A 20,621-nucleotide genomic window follows, 5' to 3' on the forward strand; every position below is an offset into this window, starting at 1 on the left:
TTGGTATAATATTTCTTCGTTAATTAACATTCAAAAAGTGTTCATGAATAGAGAACTTTAGCAAGTTAGTTTATTTACATTAGAAAATGGCATTATAAGTCATTAATTATCAATATCTTTTGCAATTGAGCTTATTAATCTCGAGATATGTTTTATTTACATAAAAAAGTACACCTTTCAGTGTACTTTTAAATTTTATAACAAAACTGCCTTTACTGTTTAATAATTTCAAAGTTTACTTCGTATTAGAAATTACTTTTACTTACAGCAAAATTAGGCGTGTCAATTTCTTTATATCATATTTATCACCTCTTGAAACCTGGAAAACACAATGATGGAAAATAAATTTAATAAAGCAATTTTCCATTCATGATCTTTAATGTGCTTTCTTTTTCCATCAGTTTGATAGTTCTTACAACCGTTTCCACTCGCAGGCATGTCATAGATGCAATCTGCTGTCGGGTGTATGGAACTATAAAGGAGTATTCTTTATTGCCTTGCTGGCCTGCTTTAAGATCATTTATGATTGTTAAAATTCTACTTCTGGGATTAGAAAAGCAAATACTATGCAATAAACAAGCATAATGCAGTCGTCGGGCAGACTGCTTATACAATGCTATTAAGAGGTCAGGATATCGTTTTATTAATTCATGGAAAACTGATCTATCGAGCTGTAAAACAATGGAGTCTTCTAATGCAATTGCTCCCACTGAATAAGCCTCTGTACAAAACAAAAATGTTTCACCAACAGCGTCACCTTTTGATAAGACAGCATGAATTATTTCTTTACCATCCCTATAATTAATCACCTTCACAGATCCCCGGCAAATTTGGAAATACTTGCATACCGGCAAATTTTCACTGAACAGCGGTTCGTTTTTCTTATAATTAACGAATTCCGCACCAAATTTTATTAGTAAATCCTCAGTTATAGGCATCATCTTGACTATATTTTCATATTGATCTCATAGTTCCTATTACTCCCAAAATTAAGAATTACAATCATATTCTTTTATGATTCCCGTCATAATCAGCCCAGATATCATATGTGTTCACTTCATAACCAACATTTAATGTCAAAGTTGTACCCGCGATTTGAAGTCTATGCATCGATTAACCGAGCTACACCTGAAAAAACTTTATGATTACCTCCTTGATACGTGTATAATTATATCGGTATTTATATATTTTTGCGAATCATGAGATTGTCAACTTTGTCACTGAGCATTAGCAGTGAAATATAATATTTAAAACTTGCTATCAGGGAATTCAAACTTCTTTGCACTAAAGAAGACCATGCTACGACCACTGTTCTGGATTCCGTAATATTTCTAATGGGAAGAATAACTAGCCATATCCAGATGGTGTATCCCTCGATTTAATTCTTTTTTAAGGAAAAGGTAATCGGCCTTGAAAAATCACCTTTATAGTAAAAATGGATTTTCCCGGAGCGAAGGTCAGCAGTCATTGAGTAGTTGGTGATGATCTCACCAGGCTTTTTCTGTGCGGTTTTCCAACAGGAAAGTCACGTTCTTATAAGGATTATTACTGTTAAATTTCAATCTTTTGTGAAATAAAATGCAATTATAATACAATACGGTTGTAAATTAGCGTGAACCAAACCAATAATAATCACAATATGAACACTGAAAATTTTAGTACCCTTGAACTCCTTCGCAAGCAGTTCAGGTATCCGTTCCCTACATTAAAAAATCCCAATGCCGAACAATTACAGCAGATTACTGAAAATCAATGGATCGATGGAGAGTATCTATGGCTCTATAAGCAAAACCCTGATCTTCGGAAAAAGTACAAAAAGACCAAAACAGCCCATATTGCTGCCCAATGGTTTCCAACAGCATCACCCGAACGGTTTAAACCAATCTGCAGACTAATGCTATGGACCCTGTACAATGATGATCTGTATGAAGAAAGTGAACCTGAAGATATCGGATTTATACATGCTCAATCAATTGCAATACTGAGAGGAGAGGTAAATGCTGAGGATTCGGGAATACCCTTAGGCCCAATGATGGCTTCATTAAGAGTAGAACTGTTGCAATTTATTCCGCAGGAATCAGTAACCCGTTTCACCCAAATGATCAGCAGGTATTTTATTGGATTAGAAACTGAGTTAAGATACAAGAAAAATAAAGTTTATCCCAGTGTGAACGAATGTATTGCTTTGCGTGAAAATTCCATCTGCCTTTATCCTTTTCTACAGCTTACAGAATTGGAAACAGGAATCGTACTCCCACAAGAGATCCACGACCATCCAGTGATCATCCGTTTACAAACACTGGCATGCCGCCTGGTTACTTTTTTCAATGAAGTACAATCTGTATTGAAAGATGAAGCAACCGGTAGTATTTATTATAATATTGTAAAAGTGATTCAGCATGAACGGCAGATGTCCCTGAAGGAGGCCTGTCTTGAGGATTTGCGTCTTCACAATGAAAACTTGAAAGAATTTGTAGAATTACAGGCTTCTCTTCCTGATTTTGGAATATGGCAGGATGCAGTGGTCAACTGGGTTCATTATATGAGCATGGTACTTAGTGGATGGAAAAATGTATCTACAAAACTGGATCGCTACAATGCCATGGAATTTCCGGAAGCGAGCGAGCTAAAAGAGAAGTTGAACCAGATGCGATAGCGCTCTATTCCTGATCTTATAAAGTTGCACCGTTTACAGAATCATTGTATCAAGAACAGAACGATTGGATTGATAAAGACTAATTGTTTTATGTCCAAAACAACAAGAATTACACACAAAATTTAGACCCAAAAAACTTGATTATGAAAAACATCATTCACATTCCAAAACCTACTTATCCCTGGCCAACAGTTCAGAGCCCGATCAGTGAGACTTTTTATGAAGAAGAAAGCAGCTGGTATGATACTGATTATGATTTCATGAGCCCGGAATCTATAAAAAGATATAAAAAGCAAAGAATTGTTCAGGTAGGAGCTTTTATGTCCCCTACCACAACCGACCGGGATATTTTCCGCCCCATTGGCAGATTTGCAGTTTATGTCACTACTTTTGATGATTATGTTGAGCTCATGCCACTGGAAGAATTGAAAGTTTTCAGAGACCGGATTTTTGAAGTCATGACCGGGGAAGATCCTCGCCCAGAAGAAAAGGGTATACTGCGCCAGATGGCAGCAGCAAGAAAAGAATGGCTAGCCAACGGAATGCCTCAGTTCTGGATCGACCGGATTTCTACCAATTTTCACCGTTTCATTACGTATGGTATTATGGAGGAAACCCCTTTTAAGTTCAACAAAACTTATCCATCACTTGCCCGCTACCTTATGATCCGAGCCTATTCCATAGGTATGGTAACGTATGGCGACCTGATAGAACCGGCTACAGGTTTTGCATTACCAGTAGACATCTATAACCATCCTGTTATTCAGCGTCTGGTAATGCTCCTTTCCAATATTATTGCCATTCAGAATGATTATGCCTCAATAAGAAAGGAAATGACTATAGAATCAGAAAGATTCAATATCATATTTATCTTACAAAATGAGCATAACATATCATTTGAAGTAGCTTGTATAGAAGGGCTTAGAATACACGATGAATTTGTAAAGGAAATGGAGTCTTTATCTGTATGTCTACCCGATTTCTACCCTTATCAGAAAGAAGTAGAGAATTATGTCTATCATATGAAACTGATGGTAACTGGCTGCAATTCCTGGTACTATGAAGGCGGAACACAGAGATACAGTCCGAATGGTTTTGCAGTAACCCCTGACGGGCAAGACCCAATACCTTTGAATTTTGAGGTAAAACATATCTCCAGAGAATAGAAATGCTATTAAATTTCTTGGATCAAATAATTATAACAAACCATATACTATATCTAAATTACATGTGGAATTTCCAAATACAGCAGAATTAAAAGAAAAACTAAACCAAATATAATATCATTAATTAATTTTCAATACCAAATAAGAGATCAAATTTATGAAAGAAGAACTTAAAATCCCGATTCCTAAATATCCTTGGCCACATATTCCAAGTCCGCTGACGTTTACTTTTGATGAGATGGAAAAGCAATGGATACAAGAAGATTATGCCTATATGGGAGCTGAGAGCGTGAAAAGATATATCAATCAAAATATAATAAAGGTGGCACCTTATATGTCGGCCACAACTACCAATGCAGATCTTCTGATACCTATATGCCGGTTTCTGTTGTATGAAACTTACTTTGATGATTATGTGGAAATTATGCCGTTGGAAGAAGTTGCAGCTCTTAGAGACCGTGCTTTTGAGGTAATGACGGGTGATAGTGTCCGTCCGGACGAAATCGGGATGTTCAGGCAGATGGAACTTGCCAGAAAGGAATGGATCGCTAATGGTATGCCTCAATTCTGGATTGAAAGAATGGCAAAAGGTTTCTGGGAATTTGTTACTTATGGAATCATGGAAGAAACTCATTTTAAACTCACCCAAACCTATCCCACATTAGCCCGTTATCTGTTAATTAGGAGTCATTCCATAGGTCAGTTAGCTTATGGGAATATGATTGATCCGGCACTTGGATTCGCACTTCCGGAACATATTCACAAGCATCCGGCAATTCAAAGGGTATTGTTTCTCCACTCCATTATTATAGGGATACAAAATGATTTTGCCTCGATAAGAAAAGAAATGGCAACCGAAAATGAAAACTTTAACATTATACTTTTACTTCATCATACTCATCACCTTTCTCTTGAAGATGCACTTATAAAGGCAATGGCAATTCACGATGATTTTGTGGCTGAACTGGAAGATATTTCCCAATGCCTTCCCGACTTCGGTCCTTATCAAAAAGAAGCGGAGGATTATGTCTATCATGCAAAGCTGATGATTACCGGCCTCAACGAATGGTATTACAGCTCCGGAACAAAACGTTATGCACCTGAAGGTTTTGCGACTCCAAAATACGGCGTACAAGGTGAAAAACCATTGGATTTTGAGGTAAAGCACATTCGCCAGGATTAAATGTTTATTTGATTACAATTCACTATTCAAAATAACCAAAGACATAAATAATGCAAACTAAAAGATCGGATATTTCAGATTATGACATTCATTTTCTACGAAGACAGGATGAAAAGACCTTTCTTTTGTATTTGGGACTGAGGGAAGAATGCACTTAAGTGAAAATGATAAGATTGCCCAAAGAATGTTTTTTCTTAAAGAGGAGCAATGAGGCTCATACCAAATGTGCATTGATGAGTAATCTCATTTGAGCCCAGTTTAGCAATCTTATCGCCCAATATGAAATGTTGCATTTTTTCGTCAATATCTCTAAAATTTCTTAACCGTAATTCTTAACTACCTGTCCATTTTTTAGGAAATGAATTTGATCGCAGCAGTCATGAAGTGTTGCGAAAATATGAGAACTTATTAGTACATTTTTTCTTAAATCTTTGGGATGATGGAATTATGGAGGTCACAAGAATATGGCTCTGGAGATCGAGTCAATTAAAAATAAAGAAACACGGTATGTACCCAAAAAAAATGAGACCTCTTTGGTCTCATTTTTTTTCTATTTGGATTTCTATTATAAAGCTTTGCTGTTAAGATTGGTGTCTGCTACCTGAGTTAGTAGCTCATCACATTTCTTTTCCTCTTCAAGTGTGGCCAAGAGGTTCTTAAGGCACCCATCTTCTTTGAGAACCTTTGCGAAGGCAGCTAATGTTCCGTATGTTGCAATTTCATAATGTTCAACTTTTTGAGCTGCCGCAATTATACCTGCATCTCTTACAGTACCAGGCTCAGTTTCCTCCATGATACTTTTTCCTTCATCAAGTAGCCCTTGCATGGCATCACATTTTTTTGCTTGTGCTTTTTTTCCTAATGCTTCAAAGCAAGCTTCCAATCTCTGGACATGTACCTCGGTTTCTGCAATATGTTTTTCAATCGCCGATTTCAACTTTACATCCGTGGCATTTTTTTGCATTTTCGGAAGCTCTTTCACCAAGGCTTTCTCTGCCCAATAAATATCTTTAAGTGAGTCTTCAAATAAATCATTCAGATCTTTTGCTGCTCCTTTTTTAGCTGGAGTTTTCGGTTCAGTTTTTGCGTCTGCTGTTGTTTTGGTTGCCATAATATTAATATTTATGTTGGTTCTAATTCTTAAACTGCAATTATAAGACCATTCGATTTAGAAATTGTTTTAAATTTTACAATATATCTACCGATATTGTAAACTATCATAATAAAGTATCAATAATGATCAGTCAATTAATTTGCAGAAACTTATTGAACATGAAAAAGGAAAGTATGAACTTAAAATTCTTGAGATACTGAACATCATAAATTCTTGCTTAGCGAGACGAAAGTATACAACATAGCTAGTATGTCAATATCAAAACTTCAAGCACATCAGCAAAGTGTACTAACAAACTTGGATTCAGGCTTGAAATTAGTGAAGCTGACGCCTATTATAGAGGGGATTTACTTTTCTATTTCTATCCTAAACTCTAGAATTAAAGCGCTGTAAGAAATGCCGTAAACCCAAAGACAATCCCCGGAAAATTCGCAATTGCAACAGGCCAGTCACGTTTTGGTTTTCTAAGCAAGCCATACACCAGCCAGAATGTACAGTTAATGGATGCAACCAAAGGTTGTATCCAGTCACCTTTATCTCCTTTAAGGTTATTGCTGATCTGCGGAATATATGACACATACATAGCGATTGCTGTAATAGTGGCAATCCATCCTAAAACAGTATAAAATCGATTGTTCATAATGGCTAAATATTTAATACAATATACTAAAAATATAAACTCATTTTAATCGCTAAACACGCTGGATTATATTTAAGCAATTAGGTTTTCATCGAGCAAGCCGCGTTGCCACTTACGAAGACCTGTTTGGAAACAGTTAGTTTAGCCTCTGAAACGCATATTTTTAGACTTTATTAGTGAGAAAGGTGGAAGTTTTTTCAGAACATTCATCCTCAATATTGTCGACAGGTTGAAGGCATATTGCATTCCGCAAAGTTGATAGCAGACGCGTACAATATGCCCGACATGGAGGTTGAAAAAAATTTAAACAATTAATACGAATTCTCTGTTCCGAATTGGCGTAATGGATAAGTAAGTCTTATTTAAGGTATTACCAATTTTTTTAATCAATGTAGTATTTACTAGCAATAAAGTATAGTTCAAAAAGTATAAAATAGATAATAACAGAAGCATACAGTAATGATCTTTTACTTTTAGAAAATGCACTTACGCCGCACAGTGAAATATGACTTATCATCTTTACTCCGTATATCGGCATTAATTTTTCCAAATAATCCACTCCTTTAACGAGCGTATCAAGGATATCAATACAGAAAATAAAAATCAGTCCAAGGAATATCCACTTCTTTCTGGAAAAAAAGTACTCTTTGTAGCTGTCAGCATAGTCTTTTACATCAGTAGGATATAGCAGCTGACAGAGTGTAAAGTAGAGCAATATATAGGTTATTATTAAAGCATATTCCGTGAAGGTCCAAACAGTTACTTCCCGAAGATGATATTCCCACCACCAAAAATGAATCATCTGTAGAAATATATAAAATACACATAAAAGGTGCACCCAATAAGGTCTCGTTCTGCCTGGATGTTGAACAAACTTTACAGTTCCATTAAGGAGGCTACCAATTCCTAAGCCAAGAATGATACTGATTACTGTCTTGATATGATTGAAAAAATCCATTATAAGTTTAGCTATGTACAGAAATAATTAGATGATCTGCTACAATCCACAGCGCATAAATAAGCTATGCGAAATAAAAATCTTTTAAATATAGCTAAAAATTAATTTCGGTGCACATCAAGACGAAATGTGTATCAATCACCTTTCACATTTCCGAAATGCTACACGTACATTTTGCATGATATGATTCATTTTAGATAAGTCAATCCTGCTTTTCAGATTTAGGCGAAAGTACCGCCATCTTCAGGCCCTGAACCTCAATAGGAAGTAACCACTTTAATAACATAAGCAATAATCACCAGTATCAATACCGTTATCAATCACCTTTAACATTTCCAAAATCCCACCACAGTTCTTTCTCCTTCATAAACTTTTTTTCAATCTTCTGATAGATTTGCTTAAAGGATATCTTTTTTTTCATAATGAGTTTATCCTCCAGTAACAGGTTTAGATCATAAAATGAAAAATTACGTTTTTCATAATAAAGGCTTGCTTCAGCAAAGGGTTTAAAATAATAAATAGTATTAAATTGCCATTCTGCATTTGGACAAAGCTCACGTAAATCTTCACCAATAAAATAAAGTACCGGCCCAAAAAATTTCATTTTATCATCTTTAGAAAGCCCTGTAACAAACTGCTCTGCGTCATTATAAAAAGATCCTTTTTCATAATTGAAATTAAATTCTTGCAAAATTTTTATCATATTTTCTTTGGTGAACCCTTCCTTGTTCATAACATCCTTTAATCTATAGTAAGGCGTATCATTCTCCGGAAGTAAAGGGAAAATATTACGATCAAAATCGGAGGTTCTAAGTATCAGAGAATATTCCGCCGCCGGAACGTTGGGCTGGACAAGCAAATTATCAGCATCAATAAAATATGCAATGCTTTCATTATAGGGCGACATCTTATAAAATTTTAATGTATTAAAATCAAACTTAGCCTCCTCGTCTTTCGTTAAAAGCGTTACTTTATTTTGGCTCATCATTGTATTAAATTTTAAGATTAATATGATAAATAAAACATTTTTCATAATCTATATTATTTTAGAAAAGTTGTACTGGTTAGGCTGTTCATCCATCCCTGGACAAATCTCAACTGCATTTCTTCAGAAATCATTCTGTATTGACTTGTCATAAGCACTATACTTATTGCGCTTTTGTCACTAAATATCTAAACTCCTAAGTACATTTTTAAATCAAAATGCTTCCTTGACTTTGGCTCTAACAAACGGTAATAACTTTGAGCTTTACCATCCTTTCCAATATATTGTGGGATGGAAAAGGGATTAAATGTATTTATCACCTCAAATGTCCAGTTAGAATAGTTAAATTTCCTTTTAGTAACTTCCATCATATAAAAATTAAGCAGAAAACGATTTTCTTTGTCCCAGATTGTCTTTCTAACCCGTTCATTTATTACGGAAAAATCACTCTCCCCCGGATTATAATCCACCCTCAATTTAAATTTCATGATATAACGATTTAAAATTTCAGCAGATTTTGTGTCAATATTTTCAGGTGTTATTTTTTCTAATTCCTCCTGATAATCTGTTTCCAATAATCCATAGTCATTGGTTTCCGTAGAATTTAAGAATGCTAAAGCACGATCCTCTTTGTCAAAACTTAAAAAGAATTTCTTATTATCTCTGGCCATCACCCTAAATTCATTTTTCTCCTTATGCTTAGTACAGGTTTTATGTGTACTTAGATTTTGCCTAAAAAATTCAAAATTCTGTAGATCTTTTCTTATTGCTTCAAAATCATTAAGATTATAGTTTGTTTCAACGATTGTAAAATTCGGCTGTACCATATTACATTAAATTATAAAATTGCGAATAAAATAGTCTAGTGCACACTGCAAAAAGACTCTAATGCTAAGGTACCTATCTTCCTTTATATCATTTTTTCAATCTTACCTTAGCGAACAGGGCGATTATAGACACTATAACTCTACTGATTAATTCATATCAAATCAAAAAATAAAAAGTCCTTTGAAACAAATCTTAAGGGATTATCAATAGCAGAATTATTGAAATTTGGTATAAATGATTGCTAGGAAATATTCCTTTTCTCCCATTTCTTTTGGTGGTAAATGGTAAGCAATTGTCAATGTAACTTTTTCGGAATCCTTCTCCATAAAGATTTCGGTTATTTCATGTTTAATTTCAAAATTTTCATCCTCTACAATCTTGTTTTTTACTTTAGTTCCAAATTTTTCAAACAATGAACAGATTTTGCGATACTCCTGCATCAAATCCTCATAATTGTCAAACCAAAGTTGTTCATTAATTGAAAAAGTGCCAGACTTAACCTCATCAGCTTTTTGAATAATACTAATTTGTCCATCCTTTATATGGGACTCAATGAAAGGATTTTTAGCGACTTTAGTAATAAAATTAGTTGTATTACCTCCTGCATTTCCCCAATTTATTCCCTGTCTAACAATATGTTCAAATTTTAGAGATGATTTGCTAACCATAACCTGAGGATTTGAAGTTAAATCTAAATCTAAAAACAACTTCTTTAATTGTTCATCCATATCATTTTGTCCGTATAAAATTAAACTGAAAAACGTTAGGAATTTAGACAGTACTATTTTCATGGTATTACTTATTATAAATATTTTAGTTGATGTGATTTTTTATAAAATACATGGTTCATTCAATAAATTATGGATGGAAAATCCACTAAACGAAAGATTTTGATATGATCCGTCTGATACTTTCATGTTACACGTACACTTAGAATTCAAGTCAAACCAATTTTTTGACTGCAAAAAACAAAAGCAGGTTTTCCTGCTTTTGTCAATTTTAAGTGCCTGAATTTTTTAACGCTAATGGTTACTCCATTGCCACTTTTGTTTGGCATAGCCATCTTCGACTTTCTTATAGATATTTTTAAATGTTATTTTCTTATCTCCAAGAAGTTTTCTGTCCAGTAAGATGTTTAGATCAATAAAAGAAAAAGAGTGATCTTCATAATATAAAATCGGTTCATCAAATGGCTGAAAATAATATCTGGTTTCAAAAGACCATTTTGCATCTGGACAAAGTTTTCTTAGATCTTCCCCCATGATGTACAACATTGCAATTAAAAGCTTTTTTCTATCATCCTCGGATAAAGTCTTAGACAATTTCTCGGCGTCATTATAGAATGTATCAGCTTTATAAATTAAACCTATGTCAGCTAGTATATCATCAATATTTTTTCTATTGAATTCGTCCTTGTTCATCCAATTTTTAAATCTAAAATAAGCAGTATCATTTTCTGCTAATAAAGGAAACGAATTATTTGTAAACATCTTTTCGCCTTCAGCTTTTGATGTTATTAAACAACTCCCATCATGTAAATTAGGAACAAATAAAATTCTATTTTCGTCAATATAAAGAGCTGTACTAGCATTATACTGTGAGTACCCATACTCTTTCATATTTTGAACATCATATTTTAAAGATTCCTCAATTGAAATTATATCGTAGGGTATGTCTTTGCTCTTTTGTGTATACATAAGATTAAATTTAGTAATAATCAATAAAATTAATATTTTTTTCATAATCTTATTATCTCAATGTTGTGGAACTTGTACTTTGTCCGGAACCATAGTTAAACCTTACCTGCATTATTCCAGAAATTATTCGGTAATTTGCTGAATAATGAAGTATATTTATTCTAAATCCTCTAGCAAATTCAGATAACCCAACAGATAGCTTAGTGTCAGAAGTCGTTCCAATAATGAAATCTCCACCCGCTTTTCTGACACCAATATTACGAGCCATGTAGGACAACATAGCAGGAATCTGTCCGGAGTTGGAACTGCTATACACTGTGCCATCCATCGCTTTTACTTCTGCGAATAGGGCACCATAATACCTTTTAGTTTTCATTCCATCGGGGACAGGAACAGGTATCGTAAATGGACCTAATCCATATCTGTTTATTTTATATCCAATTTCAACATTTACTAAATCGAAAACACCGTCTGGTACTGTATTTCTCGGTCTTCCTTTATACATGCCTTGGAATTTATTCTTATTGCTAGTATAATTTAACATTGATAAGTCTACTCTCATTATTCGGTGAAACGCTTCTTCAAATTTAGTCCCCGCCATTTGCTGTAATTGACCGTAAGAGCAAGTTGTACAGAAATTCGTTTTGACAAAATTAAGCAATATATTCTTTGTCAAGTCTTCCCACCCTCCATTTGTAAATTCTTCAGCGGGAGAAACAATATACTTATAACCCGTGCTGACCCCATCAGTGGAAGTTATTGTATTATTAAATAAATTTGTAGAATATGATATTCCACTGGCAATACCACTTAAGAAATTAGAACCAGTAAAAGCAGAGTTTAAGCCTCCTGAAACAATTCCTGGCAAGACAGTTTTAATAGCTCCTGGGTTAAGTGCTATATTTCCGAATGCACCAGAAATTGCAGCTCCGCCAATAGCGCCCCCAACAACAGCGCCCCAGGTTCTCTGCCAGTCCCATTTTATTGGGTTCCAGTTACCATGGTTGGCCTGAACACCATTTAAATATCCTCCAATCAAAGCCCCGGCGAAGAAAAGCCAAAATTCGCCATTCGGATCTGTGTACATCATCGGGTTATTCATCACATACCCATATTTATTATAATTTTGGGTATTTGAAGGGTCTTGTATATTCTCGTCGGCATTTAAGAATCTTCGCAATAGTGGATCATATAATCTACCATTCATATGAATTATACCAACATCCATAAAATGTTCATGGCTGGTATAACCTCTATCAACCAATAGGGTGCTTTCCATTATGAGATTTTTATTGGTAATAACACCGCTATTTCCAATTTTTAGATGGGTAAAATTACCCCAAGCGTCATAATGTCTTTGTTCGAGCCTGGTTCCTGCTTCGTCGCTAATTGCAAGTACACTTCCCAAGTAATCTTTGTGAAGGAATTTATATGAACCATTTGCTTGCCCGAAGTCCTTTATATAAACAATGTTCGCTTCGTATGGGCTACCTTCGATATAAATGATATGCTTTTCCTGATCTGTTGTTTGATTTCTAATGACCTCAAAACTATTATCTTCATTATAAAATTTAGATAAAGTGCTTTGCCAAACAGGAGCTTCATAATCTGAAGTTTGCGCCGTGGCAGACTCGGTAATAGGAGGGTCACCTCCTCCATTTGGATTTTTTAGTTTCACAATATTTATACGTTGACGCATATTCCCCAAACCATACTCAAACTGTACCCGTGTTTTCTCCCCGCTAATTTGGACGGGATCGTTATTTTCATTATAAGAAATGGTTTGGATCAGATCACCATTGTAATTCTGTATCCCACTTGCATTTAAGGTCATTCCTGTTGGTTGGTAAATTTTTGTGGAATTTTCAAATTTTATTGCGCCAACCTGGTCATTTGTCGTTATTCTTCCTTTTGCGTCATAAATATTTCTATTTATCGGTGTGTTGCCAGTAACAGGGTCTGTCCAACTTGTTAATCGGTTATTGCTGTCATAACTAAAGTTTTCCAAAATAGAAAGATCTCCCAATGTATTTCGGCTCACCAATTCATTTTTAAGGGCATCGAAACTATATCTGATATTCAATAAATTTGGCTTGACCGCGGAACCATGAATGACCTCTTTTAAATAACCGTTATCATCATAATCATTAAAAATATCGACAGCCCCAAGCTTATCCTTTTTAACTTGACCTTTAGCATCAGTTTCCTTGAGTTCCCATAGTACTTTTCCGGAAATTTTATCTTTGATCTGATATAGTTCTCCATTCCATGGACTATACACATTTTCAATAGTAACCTTTGTAGTATTACCTGCCGACTGTAATTCTTTTTCATAAGAGGTAATTCTGCCTTTATCATTATAAACCAGTCCTTTTTGAGAGTAGATTTTTCCAAAGCTATTTTCTACAGTTGATAATAATCTTCCTTGCACGTCATAGGTTAAGCTGGTGCTAAAGGACTGGCCTTTAATAACTCCTGATTTTAATGAAAGTAAACCTTTGTTATCATAAGTAAAGGTAATTTCTTTGTTCGTTGTTTGTCCTGCATCTATTGTTGAATATTCCTTTTGAGTAACGATTTGACCGAAATTGTTATAAATATATTCTTTTTGTCCCTTTGGGCTGATAGATTTTTTGATTTTGCCAAAGCCATCATATTCATATTTATAGACACCATTTGAGGGATCATTAAATTCTACCTTTCTTCCCCACGAATCATATTTTGTAATAACAGCATTTTCAGCAAATTTGGCTTGTGTTTGCAATCCAGCAGCATTGTAGGAATATTGGATTGTACCTCCTGTATCGGTTGCTGAGATTAAGTTACCAAGCGCGTCGTTTGTCTTTGCCGTTGTTCTTCCGTTTCCGTTTAATTCTTTAACCGTTGTGGTTAAACCAGAGGTTGTCGTTGACAATTGCTTTCCGGTAAATGAAGTTGCTGTAAGTTTTGCCGGATATACTGTATCATCATACGCCAGGATATTCCACTTGCTAGCATTTTGCCCTTCAAAATAAGGTTCAGACTCTTTGATCTTCCTTCCTAAAACATCAAATTGAGTTTCTTGCGACACATACTGTCCCTGACCGAAAGCTTTGGTAGATATTTTATAAATCTGACCAAGCTTATTGGTAAATTTCTTCGAAACATCCCCATCTGGATCGTTTTGCGTTAGAATGACATTATCATTATCTCTCTCATATAGATAAGTGGTTGTGCCGCCCAAAGTTGTATTTGAAGTTTTGAGTTTCCCCCAATCATCATATGTATTGGTAAGAAGATTGTTAAAAGGATCTTTCGTTGTTAATATTTGTCCCCAATCATTGGATGTTGTAACCGTTTCCAAACCTAAATTATCAGTTTGTTTTACCAAAAACCTACCGGTTGTGTCATAGGCATAACTCGAAGTTACCGTTTGTGCGTCTATACTATTACTCGCTATTTTTTTTGTGATATTTCCAAAAACATCATAGGTGAAAGTATCTAACGTATAAGCAGTATTATCCCAATTCCATTTTTTGAACGTCTTCACACGATTATTTTCATAGGTATATTCTTCCTTACCAATTTTGGCATCTGAATAAGCTTGAACAGTTTCACTTTTTGACTTTAAGCGTCCGATATAGTATGCATTTCCACTTCCAGCAGGATTATGGTCATATGTATACTGTGTGGTTTTTATTGCATATGAAGAATTGATCTTAGAAACTGTATTAGCTGGAAGATAATAAGCTCCATAAGTGTTGGTATTTTCTGCTACAGTATTTGTAAGAAAATCTTTTGCCTTCGTCGTTTTTGGAAGAATTGCTGTAACAACCCTTGCCTTATCAGCATCTGTGACAATTGATATCACTTGCCCATTGAGAATTTTATCCGTTTGATATATAGTAGACTTAAAGCTTAGTAACTGACTATTATTTTCCGATATATCTGCTGGAAAAATATTAGATTCAGTATTGGTTCTGATTGACCACTCTTTTACAGGGACTCCGTCGTTTAAAGGATCTATTTCTAATCCTGACCAGATCTTTGTATTCTCTAAACCATCAGCATACCATGATGAACTTGCGGTCCTCCTGAAACCGATCATACCTCTGCCCAGGATATTGGAGGTTAATCCTCTATATCTAAAATCTTGTTTTAAAATTTTGTCTGTTGTCGTACTTTGCGTAAACTGGGATACAACATACATCCCTGTAGATTGATTGATACTCACGTATGGATAGCTTTCTGTTTGCACGCTATCATATAAACCTGGGTTCAATCCTTTATCTAACTGTTTATATATAACATTGGTCGTAATTCCTCCTTGGGAAATGGCTTTTATTCTACCAGCTCTTGCAATGTCATAATATGGATGAGAGACAAGTCGTTGCTGGTCTCCAATAGCACTTCCCGAAGCAGTTGCTGAAACCATTACCATTTTTCGTAACATAGCGCCGGCCCATTGATTTACAGGTAAACCTATCATGTCTCTCCAGTTTACTGCAAATTCAGCATCAATATTACCGCTGTTTAGGTATAGACTGTATGAATCAACCAAATATTCTTTAAAGTGTTCATAATACCCATCGGTAGTAAATTCACCTCCTGTTGGAGAGTAAAAAGTAGTTTTGATTTGTGTAGATGTATTATACTTAACATTTTGATTATTATCTTGAACAGCCGCAATATTATAGCCTCTTGTAGATTCTAGTGCCAAAACCTCAGTTTTTCCATCATTGTTGATATCATATGCGACAAAAGTTCTCGGATTCCTTATTTCGAAATTTTGACCATTATTCCAAAGATCCCGTCCTCTCGGTGCTAAGAATGTCACAACTTCTTTCACAAAACCTATTCCTTTTGATGTGTATTTGTTCCATTGATCTGAACTGCTTGTCTGAGGCAGCATAATGTCACTTAAACCATCTCCATTATAATCACCAATAGTACTGTAGTCCCAGGCACCATCAATAACTTCATTACTTGTAGGATTAAAAAGGGAAATAAGTGATTCATACTTACCTTGCAGATTTTTTTGGAAGGTAATTAGTAGTGGTTTCTTATTCTGATCCAATTTTAGGAAATCGAACAAGCCGTCGCCATTAAAATCACCTGACCGATAAGTTTTGAAAACATCTTCATTTGTACCTGGATATAAATCTATTGTGTAATGCCAATCTTCGTTTTGGATTGATTGATCTGGATCAATTAAAAGATATTTTTTATGGTTTACGCAGGTCGTGCCCGGCAAAATATTTTCCTGGTCAGGAAATGTGGGGTTAGGCTCGCCGGTTCCCTGAGTACAAAATCGATAATTCATTTGTAGGATAAGTTCATTTAGCCCATCTCCATTAAAGTCAAAACTGTCCAGTCCAAGAATTGTATGCGTTAAGGTACCAATCGGTTCAAGATCATCCGGATCATCACTGTACGTTTCAATATTTGGGATGGTCTTTGTAAAATCTAGCATTAATGTATTACTCGTCTCTGACAAACTATAAAATGAAAGCTGTAAGTCTTTTTTCGAAGTTGCTGCATTTGCAATTTTTTTAAAACCGATTATTCCTTGACGGTTATTAATAATATTTGCTTTTTTAAAATTTGATGGAATAAAATCTTTTAAGCTTTGCAAGGAGCTGTTTATAAATTGTGGACTCTCGGTTTCATAAGTTTTTGAATAAAAGTCTCTGAACAAATAAACGCCAGTTTGTGGTATTCTTCCATTGGTTACTGGAAAGTATCTTAACATATCAAGCTTACCATCGCCATCAAAATCGCCTACTACATCAGTATCTTTGTTAGGTCGCAAAGAGGAGGTTGTTGTCGCGTTTAGATTAAGGTAACTTTCATTAGCAGAATCGGGAGATGAGTCATACGTAAATATTACAGGATTCGCCTCTTCATCTTTACTATTTAATACCGTTATTTTGTTCAAGTACGAATAAGTTGAACCCTGAGCATCTTTTTTATAAGAAACATTATATTTCTTGTATTGCTGGTTATTTGTAGAGACAATAATCGACTGAAGCAGTTTTGTCTGCGTTAGGGCAACACCACGGATAAAAGCTGTTTCAGGTTTCGTCCTCGCTCCAAAAACAAAATCAATTTTGTTTTTAGGTTGTGTTGCTGCAGTTTCGTTACCTCCCCACGAAATGCTGCTAATAACAGAGACATTTCCTTCAAGCACATAATTATAATGTACCGTATTTCCATTCGTATCCTTGGATTTTACAATATTGTAATCAATTGGACTTCTTGCGGTACTGGTTCCTGATGCAATTGCACCATACCAGGCCTGTGTACCATCATCGAATGTGACTTCCCAATATTCAGGCCCTTGCCATGATACGCCTGTTATTGATCCAATAGACTTAATCTTTACATTGGAGTATTTTTCAGTTACGTATTCAGCTCCGTCTTTACCATACTCACCCGTTTTTAGGATAAGCCGCTGCCCATTAAGGCTGTAATAGTCCGAATAATCCAATTGAACTCCCTTGGTAATACCATCCTTTTCAAGATTTTTCCCTGTTCTTGAAATAGATGTCAGTCCTGAGATATTCCAGTTATAGCCCGCTAGTCCATTCTGCCCGCCGCTAGAATACACTAAGCTGATGTTAGGTGTGACATCTTTTATTCCAGGGGGCAGATCAATATTCAGCGTATATTGCAATTGCCCCGCCTTGTTTACTTCAATATTGCCTTTTGTATCATGAAATTTTGGCGGCGCTGTCTGTGCGACAACAATAGAAGAAATACCCACTAAAAAAATGGTAGAAAGTAGTTTTATTGTCTTCATATCCTTTACCTTTTAGTGATGTTTTTGCTGAGAATTCTTCCGTCTTTCAATACAAACCTGACAACGTATACACCCCAATCATAGCCAGTCATATTGATTTTAAGCTGCTTGTTTAGGCTGGGAATATTTTGTTGCTGAAACTTCCAGTGTACAGTACTATGCTGATAAAGCGAAACAGATTCAATTAACCCATCTACTTTGTCGGTCCAGTCAATCCTCAAATAATCATTTACTGGAACTGGATAGAAACGGATCTCTTTCCAAAATTCAAGGTTTGTCAATACTTTGCTCTGCCCCATAGATACCATCTTCTTATCCTGCTCTTGTGAGTTTTCAGGCGCTTGTTTTGCATTTATATCTGGTCCACGGTAGCGTTGGTTGCCAGCTTCATCATACTTAAAATAAATTTCGGATGTTTGAGAGAATCCGAAAAACCCTATCGATAGAGATAACAGGGATAAAACTTTTCTTTTCATAAGCTTTTAATTGTGATTAATAATATTGATCTATCTTATCTCTTATAAGATAATATTGGCGTGATTATCGGCAGATTTAGTTCCTAAGAAATTTTGAAAAATTACTTAATGTACTTTTCAAGATTTAGGAATTAAATCAGGATTGGCTCTTTGCTATTAAAGCTTGGAGGGTAAAGTTAATTAGCACTACAAAAATGCAGATTGAAGACGACAAAAGGCGTCGTATATAACTTTCAAATGGTTAAGTGTAAGTTGTTTAATTAATTTAGCGGTTTTCATTAGTTTTTGATTTCGGATTTAGGCGAAATCTGCATGCAAGCTATTAATTTTTACAATACCCACAAATGGGGTTTTCCCTGAAATTATATCCGTAAATACACGGACAAAAGTAATCGTAATATCTGCTAAATTGCTGGTCCCTTCTTTTTGAGCATAGTATTGATGCCTTTATAGAATTCCAGATAAAATAGGTTACGATATTATAGAAGGTGGAGATTTCAAAATAGACCTGAAATTCTCCTGATTTTATGTTGATGTGAATGTTTTTTGAAACCACCGAAAGGTGGTTTCTTTTTGCTTTCAAAAAATGATTAACTTTAATAGTGTAAATCATTGACAAATAACTGGATGGGCAATCTTTTTGAGAATAAAATAATCGAAATTATATCAGAAGGTGTAAAAATTGCTGCATCTGAACATACGGTAAATGATCAACAAATATATCGGCTGACCTTTTCCGATGATAGAATGCCTCTGGTAATTACGCGTATTTCCACTTTTTCCGGCAACATCTGGACAAGTGTTCCGCAGGGAAGACAAAAAGAGGCTGAATTGTTTGGTAATAAAATCGTAGAATATTTAAAAAAATAAAGATATGTGTTATTATAACGGACAAAGAGTATCAAGGGATGAATTTATCCGCCTGATGGCCCTGGAAAAAGCCGTAATGAATTACGATTTTTTAGACAGCGAGCTCCATCAAGGATTTAACTACGGTAAAATTGCTGTTTTAAAACCGACTGATGATCGGTGCAATTTTGATATTGTACAGATGGAATGGGGTTTTATTCCATCTTATGTTAAAAATCGAGAGGCTGTACAAAAAATGCGTTTTGGTTACAAGGACAATATGGGCAAATGGCATCAGCCATATACAACTTTGAATGCTAAAGGTGAGGAACTTTTATTGAAAGACGAAAGTACTGGTCGTGAAAAAATGTTCCGGAAAGCGGCGCTGGAAAGAAGATGCTTAATCCTATCAAGTGAATTTTACGAATGGAGGCATATCTACCGTCTAAACAAGAGAACCAATCAACCCGTCAAAACACCTGACACTTATCCTTACCATATCGGCCTTAAGGGAAAAGAATATTTTTTCATTGCAGCAATCTGGCAGAATTGGACTGACAAAGACACAGGAGAAACAGTAGATACCGTGGCATTGGTCACTACAGAGGCCAACTCTTTAATGCGACAAATACATAATAGCAAGAATCGCATGCCTACGATGTTGCCGGACGAGCTTGCATGGGAATGGATGATGGAAGATTTGACGGAGCAGCGGATCACAGAAATTGCAACTTATCAGATTAAAGCTGCCAATATGGATGCCTATACCGTTGAAAAGGAGTTCAGAACAACAGAAAATCCATCGAAGGCATTTGTGTATTCCGAAGTACCTGAATTAGTGTATGAGGTTTAAAAAGTAATTTCAATCCGAATTAAAATATGCTTTTTTTCAATGGTTGCTTTTCCATAATTTGTATTTTTATAAGCAAATCAGAATTATGGAAAGCACAGCACGAATTAAAGTTGATAAAGAAATTAAGCCTTTGAAAGATCTTAAATCTTGGAAGCCCTTTGAGTTTATTGTAAGGGAAAAATATTATGTTTCATTTCAAACAGGTTATGCTGTTCCTTGTATATTGCTCGAGGTTTATCAGGAGGGACACCGGACGAGGCTTTTGATCGACTGTAAAAACCCAAGCTATAATGGAACATATACTTTATTTCAGGAAGAGCTCGGACGTACTCCAGAGGAAGCAGCAATCAATAAATTTGGACTTTTTTAGTAAAGTCCAGATTTATTCAGCAATTTGCCTAATACCCTTCCTTGCACATCCTTGTAAACTGTTGA

General features: G+C 35.2%; 16 protein-coding genes. 6 read left to right on the forward strand and 10 right to left on the reverse strand.

Annotation, left to right across the window (positions count from 1 at the left end; all coding sequences use genetic code 11):
• Positions 1–347 precede the first annotated feature (347 nt).
• Positions 348–941 carry a Crp/Fnr family transcriptional regulator gene (locus ACMGDK_RS09485; RefSeq protein WP_436807720.1) on the reverse strand — a complete coding sequence of 198 codons (594 nt, stop codon included), beginning with the start codon at positions 939–941 and terminating at the stop codon, positions 348–350.
• Between the two features lie 698 nt (positions 942–1,639).
• Between ACMGDK_RS09485 and ACMGDK_RS09490 the strand changes: the two genes are divergently transcribed.
• From ACMGDK_RS09490 to ACMGDK_RS09500, 3 genes are all read left to right on the forward strand, one after another.
• Positions 1,640–2,656: a terpene synthase family protein gene (locus ACMGDK_RS09490; protein WP_436807721.1), complete on the forward strand. Its 1,017-nt coding sequence runs from the start codon at positions 1,640–1,642 to the stop codon at positions 2,654–2,656.
• 143 nt (positions 2,657–2,799) lie between these two features.
• Positions 2,800–3,822, forward strand: coding sequence for a terpene synthase family protein (locus ACMGDK_RS09495; protein WP_436807722.1), 1,023 nt, complete (start codon positions 2,800–2,802; stop codon positions 3,820–3,822).
• Between the two features lie 157 nt (positions 3,823–3,979).
• Positions 3,980–5,005: a terpene synthase family protein gene (locus tag ACMGDK_RS09500; protein WP_436807723.1), complete on the forward strand. Its 1,026-nt coding sequence runs from the start codon at positions 3,980–3,982 to the stop codon at positions 5,003–5,005.
• Between the two features lie 565 nt (positions 5,006–5,570).
• Here ACMGDK_RS09500 and ACMGDK_RS09505 read toward each other — a convergent pair.
• The 9 genes from ACMGDK_RS09505 to ACMGDK_RS09545 all read right to left on the reverse strand — a co-directional run bounded on the left by ACMGDK_RS09505 (position 5,571) and on the right by ACMGDK_RS09545 (position 18,484).
• Positions 5,571–6,116 carry a YciE/YciF ferroxidase family protein gene (locus ACMGDK_RS09505; RefSeq protein ID WP_436807724.1) on the reverse strand — a complete coding sequence of 182 codons (546 nt, stop codon included), beginning with the start codon at positions 6,114–6,116 and terminating at the stop codon, positions 5,571–5,573.
• Between the two features lie 382 nt (positions 6,117–6,498).
• Positions 6,499–6,759, reverse strand: coding sequence for a SemiSWEET family transporter (locus ACMGDK_RS09510; RefSeq protein WP_436807725.1), 261 nt, complete (start codon positions 6,757–6,759; stop codon positions 6,499–6,501).
• Between the two features lie 382 nt (positions 6,760–7,141).
• Complete coding sequence (locus ACMGDK_RS09515; protein WP_436807726.1) at positions 7,142–7,717, reverse strand: hypothetical protein; 576 nt, start codon at positions 7,715–7,717, stop codon at positions 7,142–7,144.
• Between the two features lie 316 nt (positions 7,718–8,033).
• On the reverse strand, positions 8,034–8,705 hold the full coding sequence (locus ACMGDK_RS09520) for a hypothetical protein (RefSeq protein WP_436807727.1): 672 nt from the start codon (positions 8,703–8,705) through the stop codon (positions 8,034–8,036).
• A gap of 185 nt (positions 8,706–8,890) precedes the next feature.
• Complete coding sequence (locus tag ACMGDK_RS09525; RefSeq protein WP_436807728.1) at positions 8,891–9,529, reverse strand: hypothetical protein; 639 nt, start codon at positions 9,527–9,529, stop codon at positions 8,891–8,893.
• A 216-nt stretch (positions 9,530–9,745) separates the two neighbouring features.
• Positions 9,746–10,321 carry a hypothetical protein gene (locus ACMGDK_RS09530; RefSeq protein ID WP_436807729.1) on the reverse strand — a complete coding sequence of 192 codons (576 nt, stop codon included), beginning with the start codon at positions 10,319–10,321 and terminating at the stop codon, positions 9,746–9,748.
• A gap of 231 nt (positions 10,322–10,552) precedes the next feature.
• Positions 10,553–11,272 (reverse strand): hypothetical protein, encoded by a 720-nt coding sequence (locus ACMGDK_RS09535; protein ID WP_436807730.1) that lies wholly within the window; start codon positions 11,270–11,272, stop codon positions 10,553–10,555.
• A gap of 7 nt (positions 11,273–11,279) precedes the next feature.
• Entirely contained in the window at positions 11,280–18,008 is a 6,729-nt protein-coding gene (locus ACMGDK_RS09540; RefSeq protein ID WP_436807731.1) for an RHS repeat-associated core domain-containing protein, read from the reverse strand.
• 5 nt (positions 18,009–18,013) lie between these two features.
• Positions 18,014–18,484: a T9SS type A sorting domain-containing protein gene (locus ACMGDK_RS09545; RefSeq protein WP_436807732.1), complete on the reverse strand. Its 471-nt coding sequence runs from the start codon at positions 18,482–18,484 to the stop codon at positions 18,014–18,016.
• 627 nt (positions 18,485–19,111) lie between these two features.
• On the opposite strand from ACMGDK_RS09545, the gene ACMGDK_RS09550 reads away from it, so the two are divergent.
• The 3 genes from ACMGDK_RS09550 to ACMGDK_RS09560 all read left to right on the forward strand — a co-directional run bounded on the left by ACMGDK_RS09550 (position 19,112) and on the right by ACMGDK_RS09560 (position 20,556).
• Entirely contained in the window at positions 19,112–19,354 is a 243-nt protein-coding gene (locus ACMGDK_RS09550; RefSeq protein WP_436807733.1) for a hypothetical protein, read from the forward strand.
• Between the two features lie 76 nt (positions 19,355–19,430).
• On the forward strand, positions 19,431–20,186 hold the full coding sequence (locus tag ACMGDK_RS09555; protein WP_436808259.1) for an SOS response-associated peptidase: 756 nt from the start codon (positions 19,431–19,433) through the stop codon (positions 20,184–20,186).
• A gap of 85 nt (positions 20,187–20,271) precedes the next feature.
• Entirely contained in the window at positions 20,272–20,556 is a 285-nt protein-coding gene (locus ACMGDK_RS09560; protein WP_436807734.1) for a hypothetical protein, read from the forward strand.
• The last annotated feature ends 65 nt before the right edge of the window (positions 20,557–20,621 follow it).

This window comes from Chryseobacterium hilariae (genome assembly GCF_051400735.1).
Lineage (GTDB): Bacteria > Bacteroidota > Bacteroidia > Flavobacteriales > Weeksellaceae > Chryseobacterium.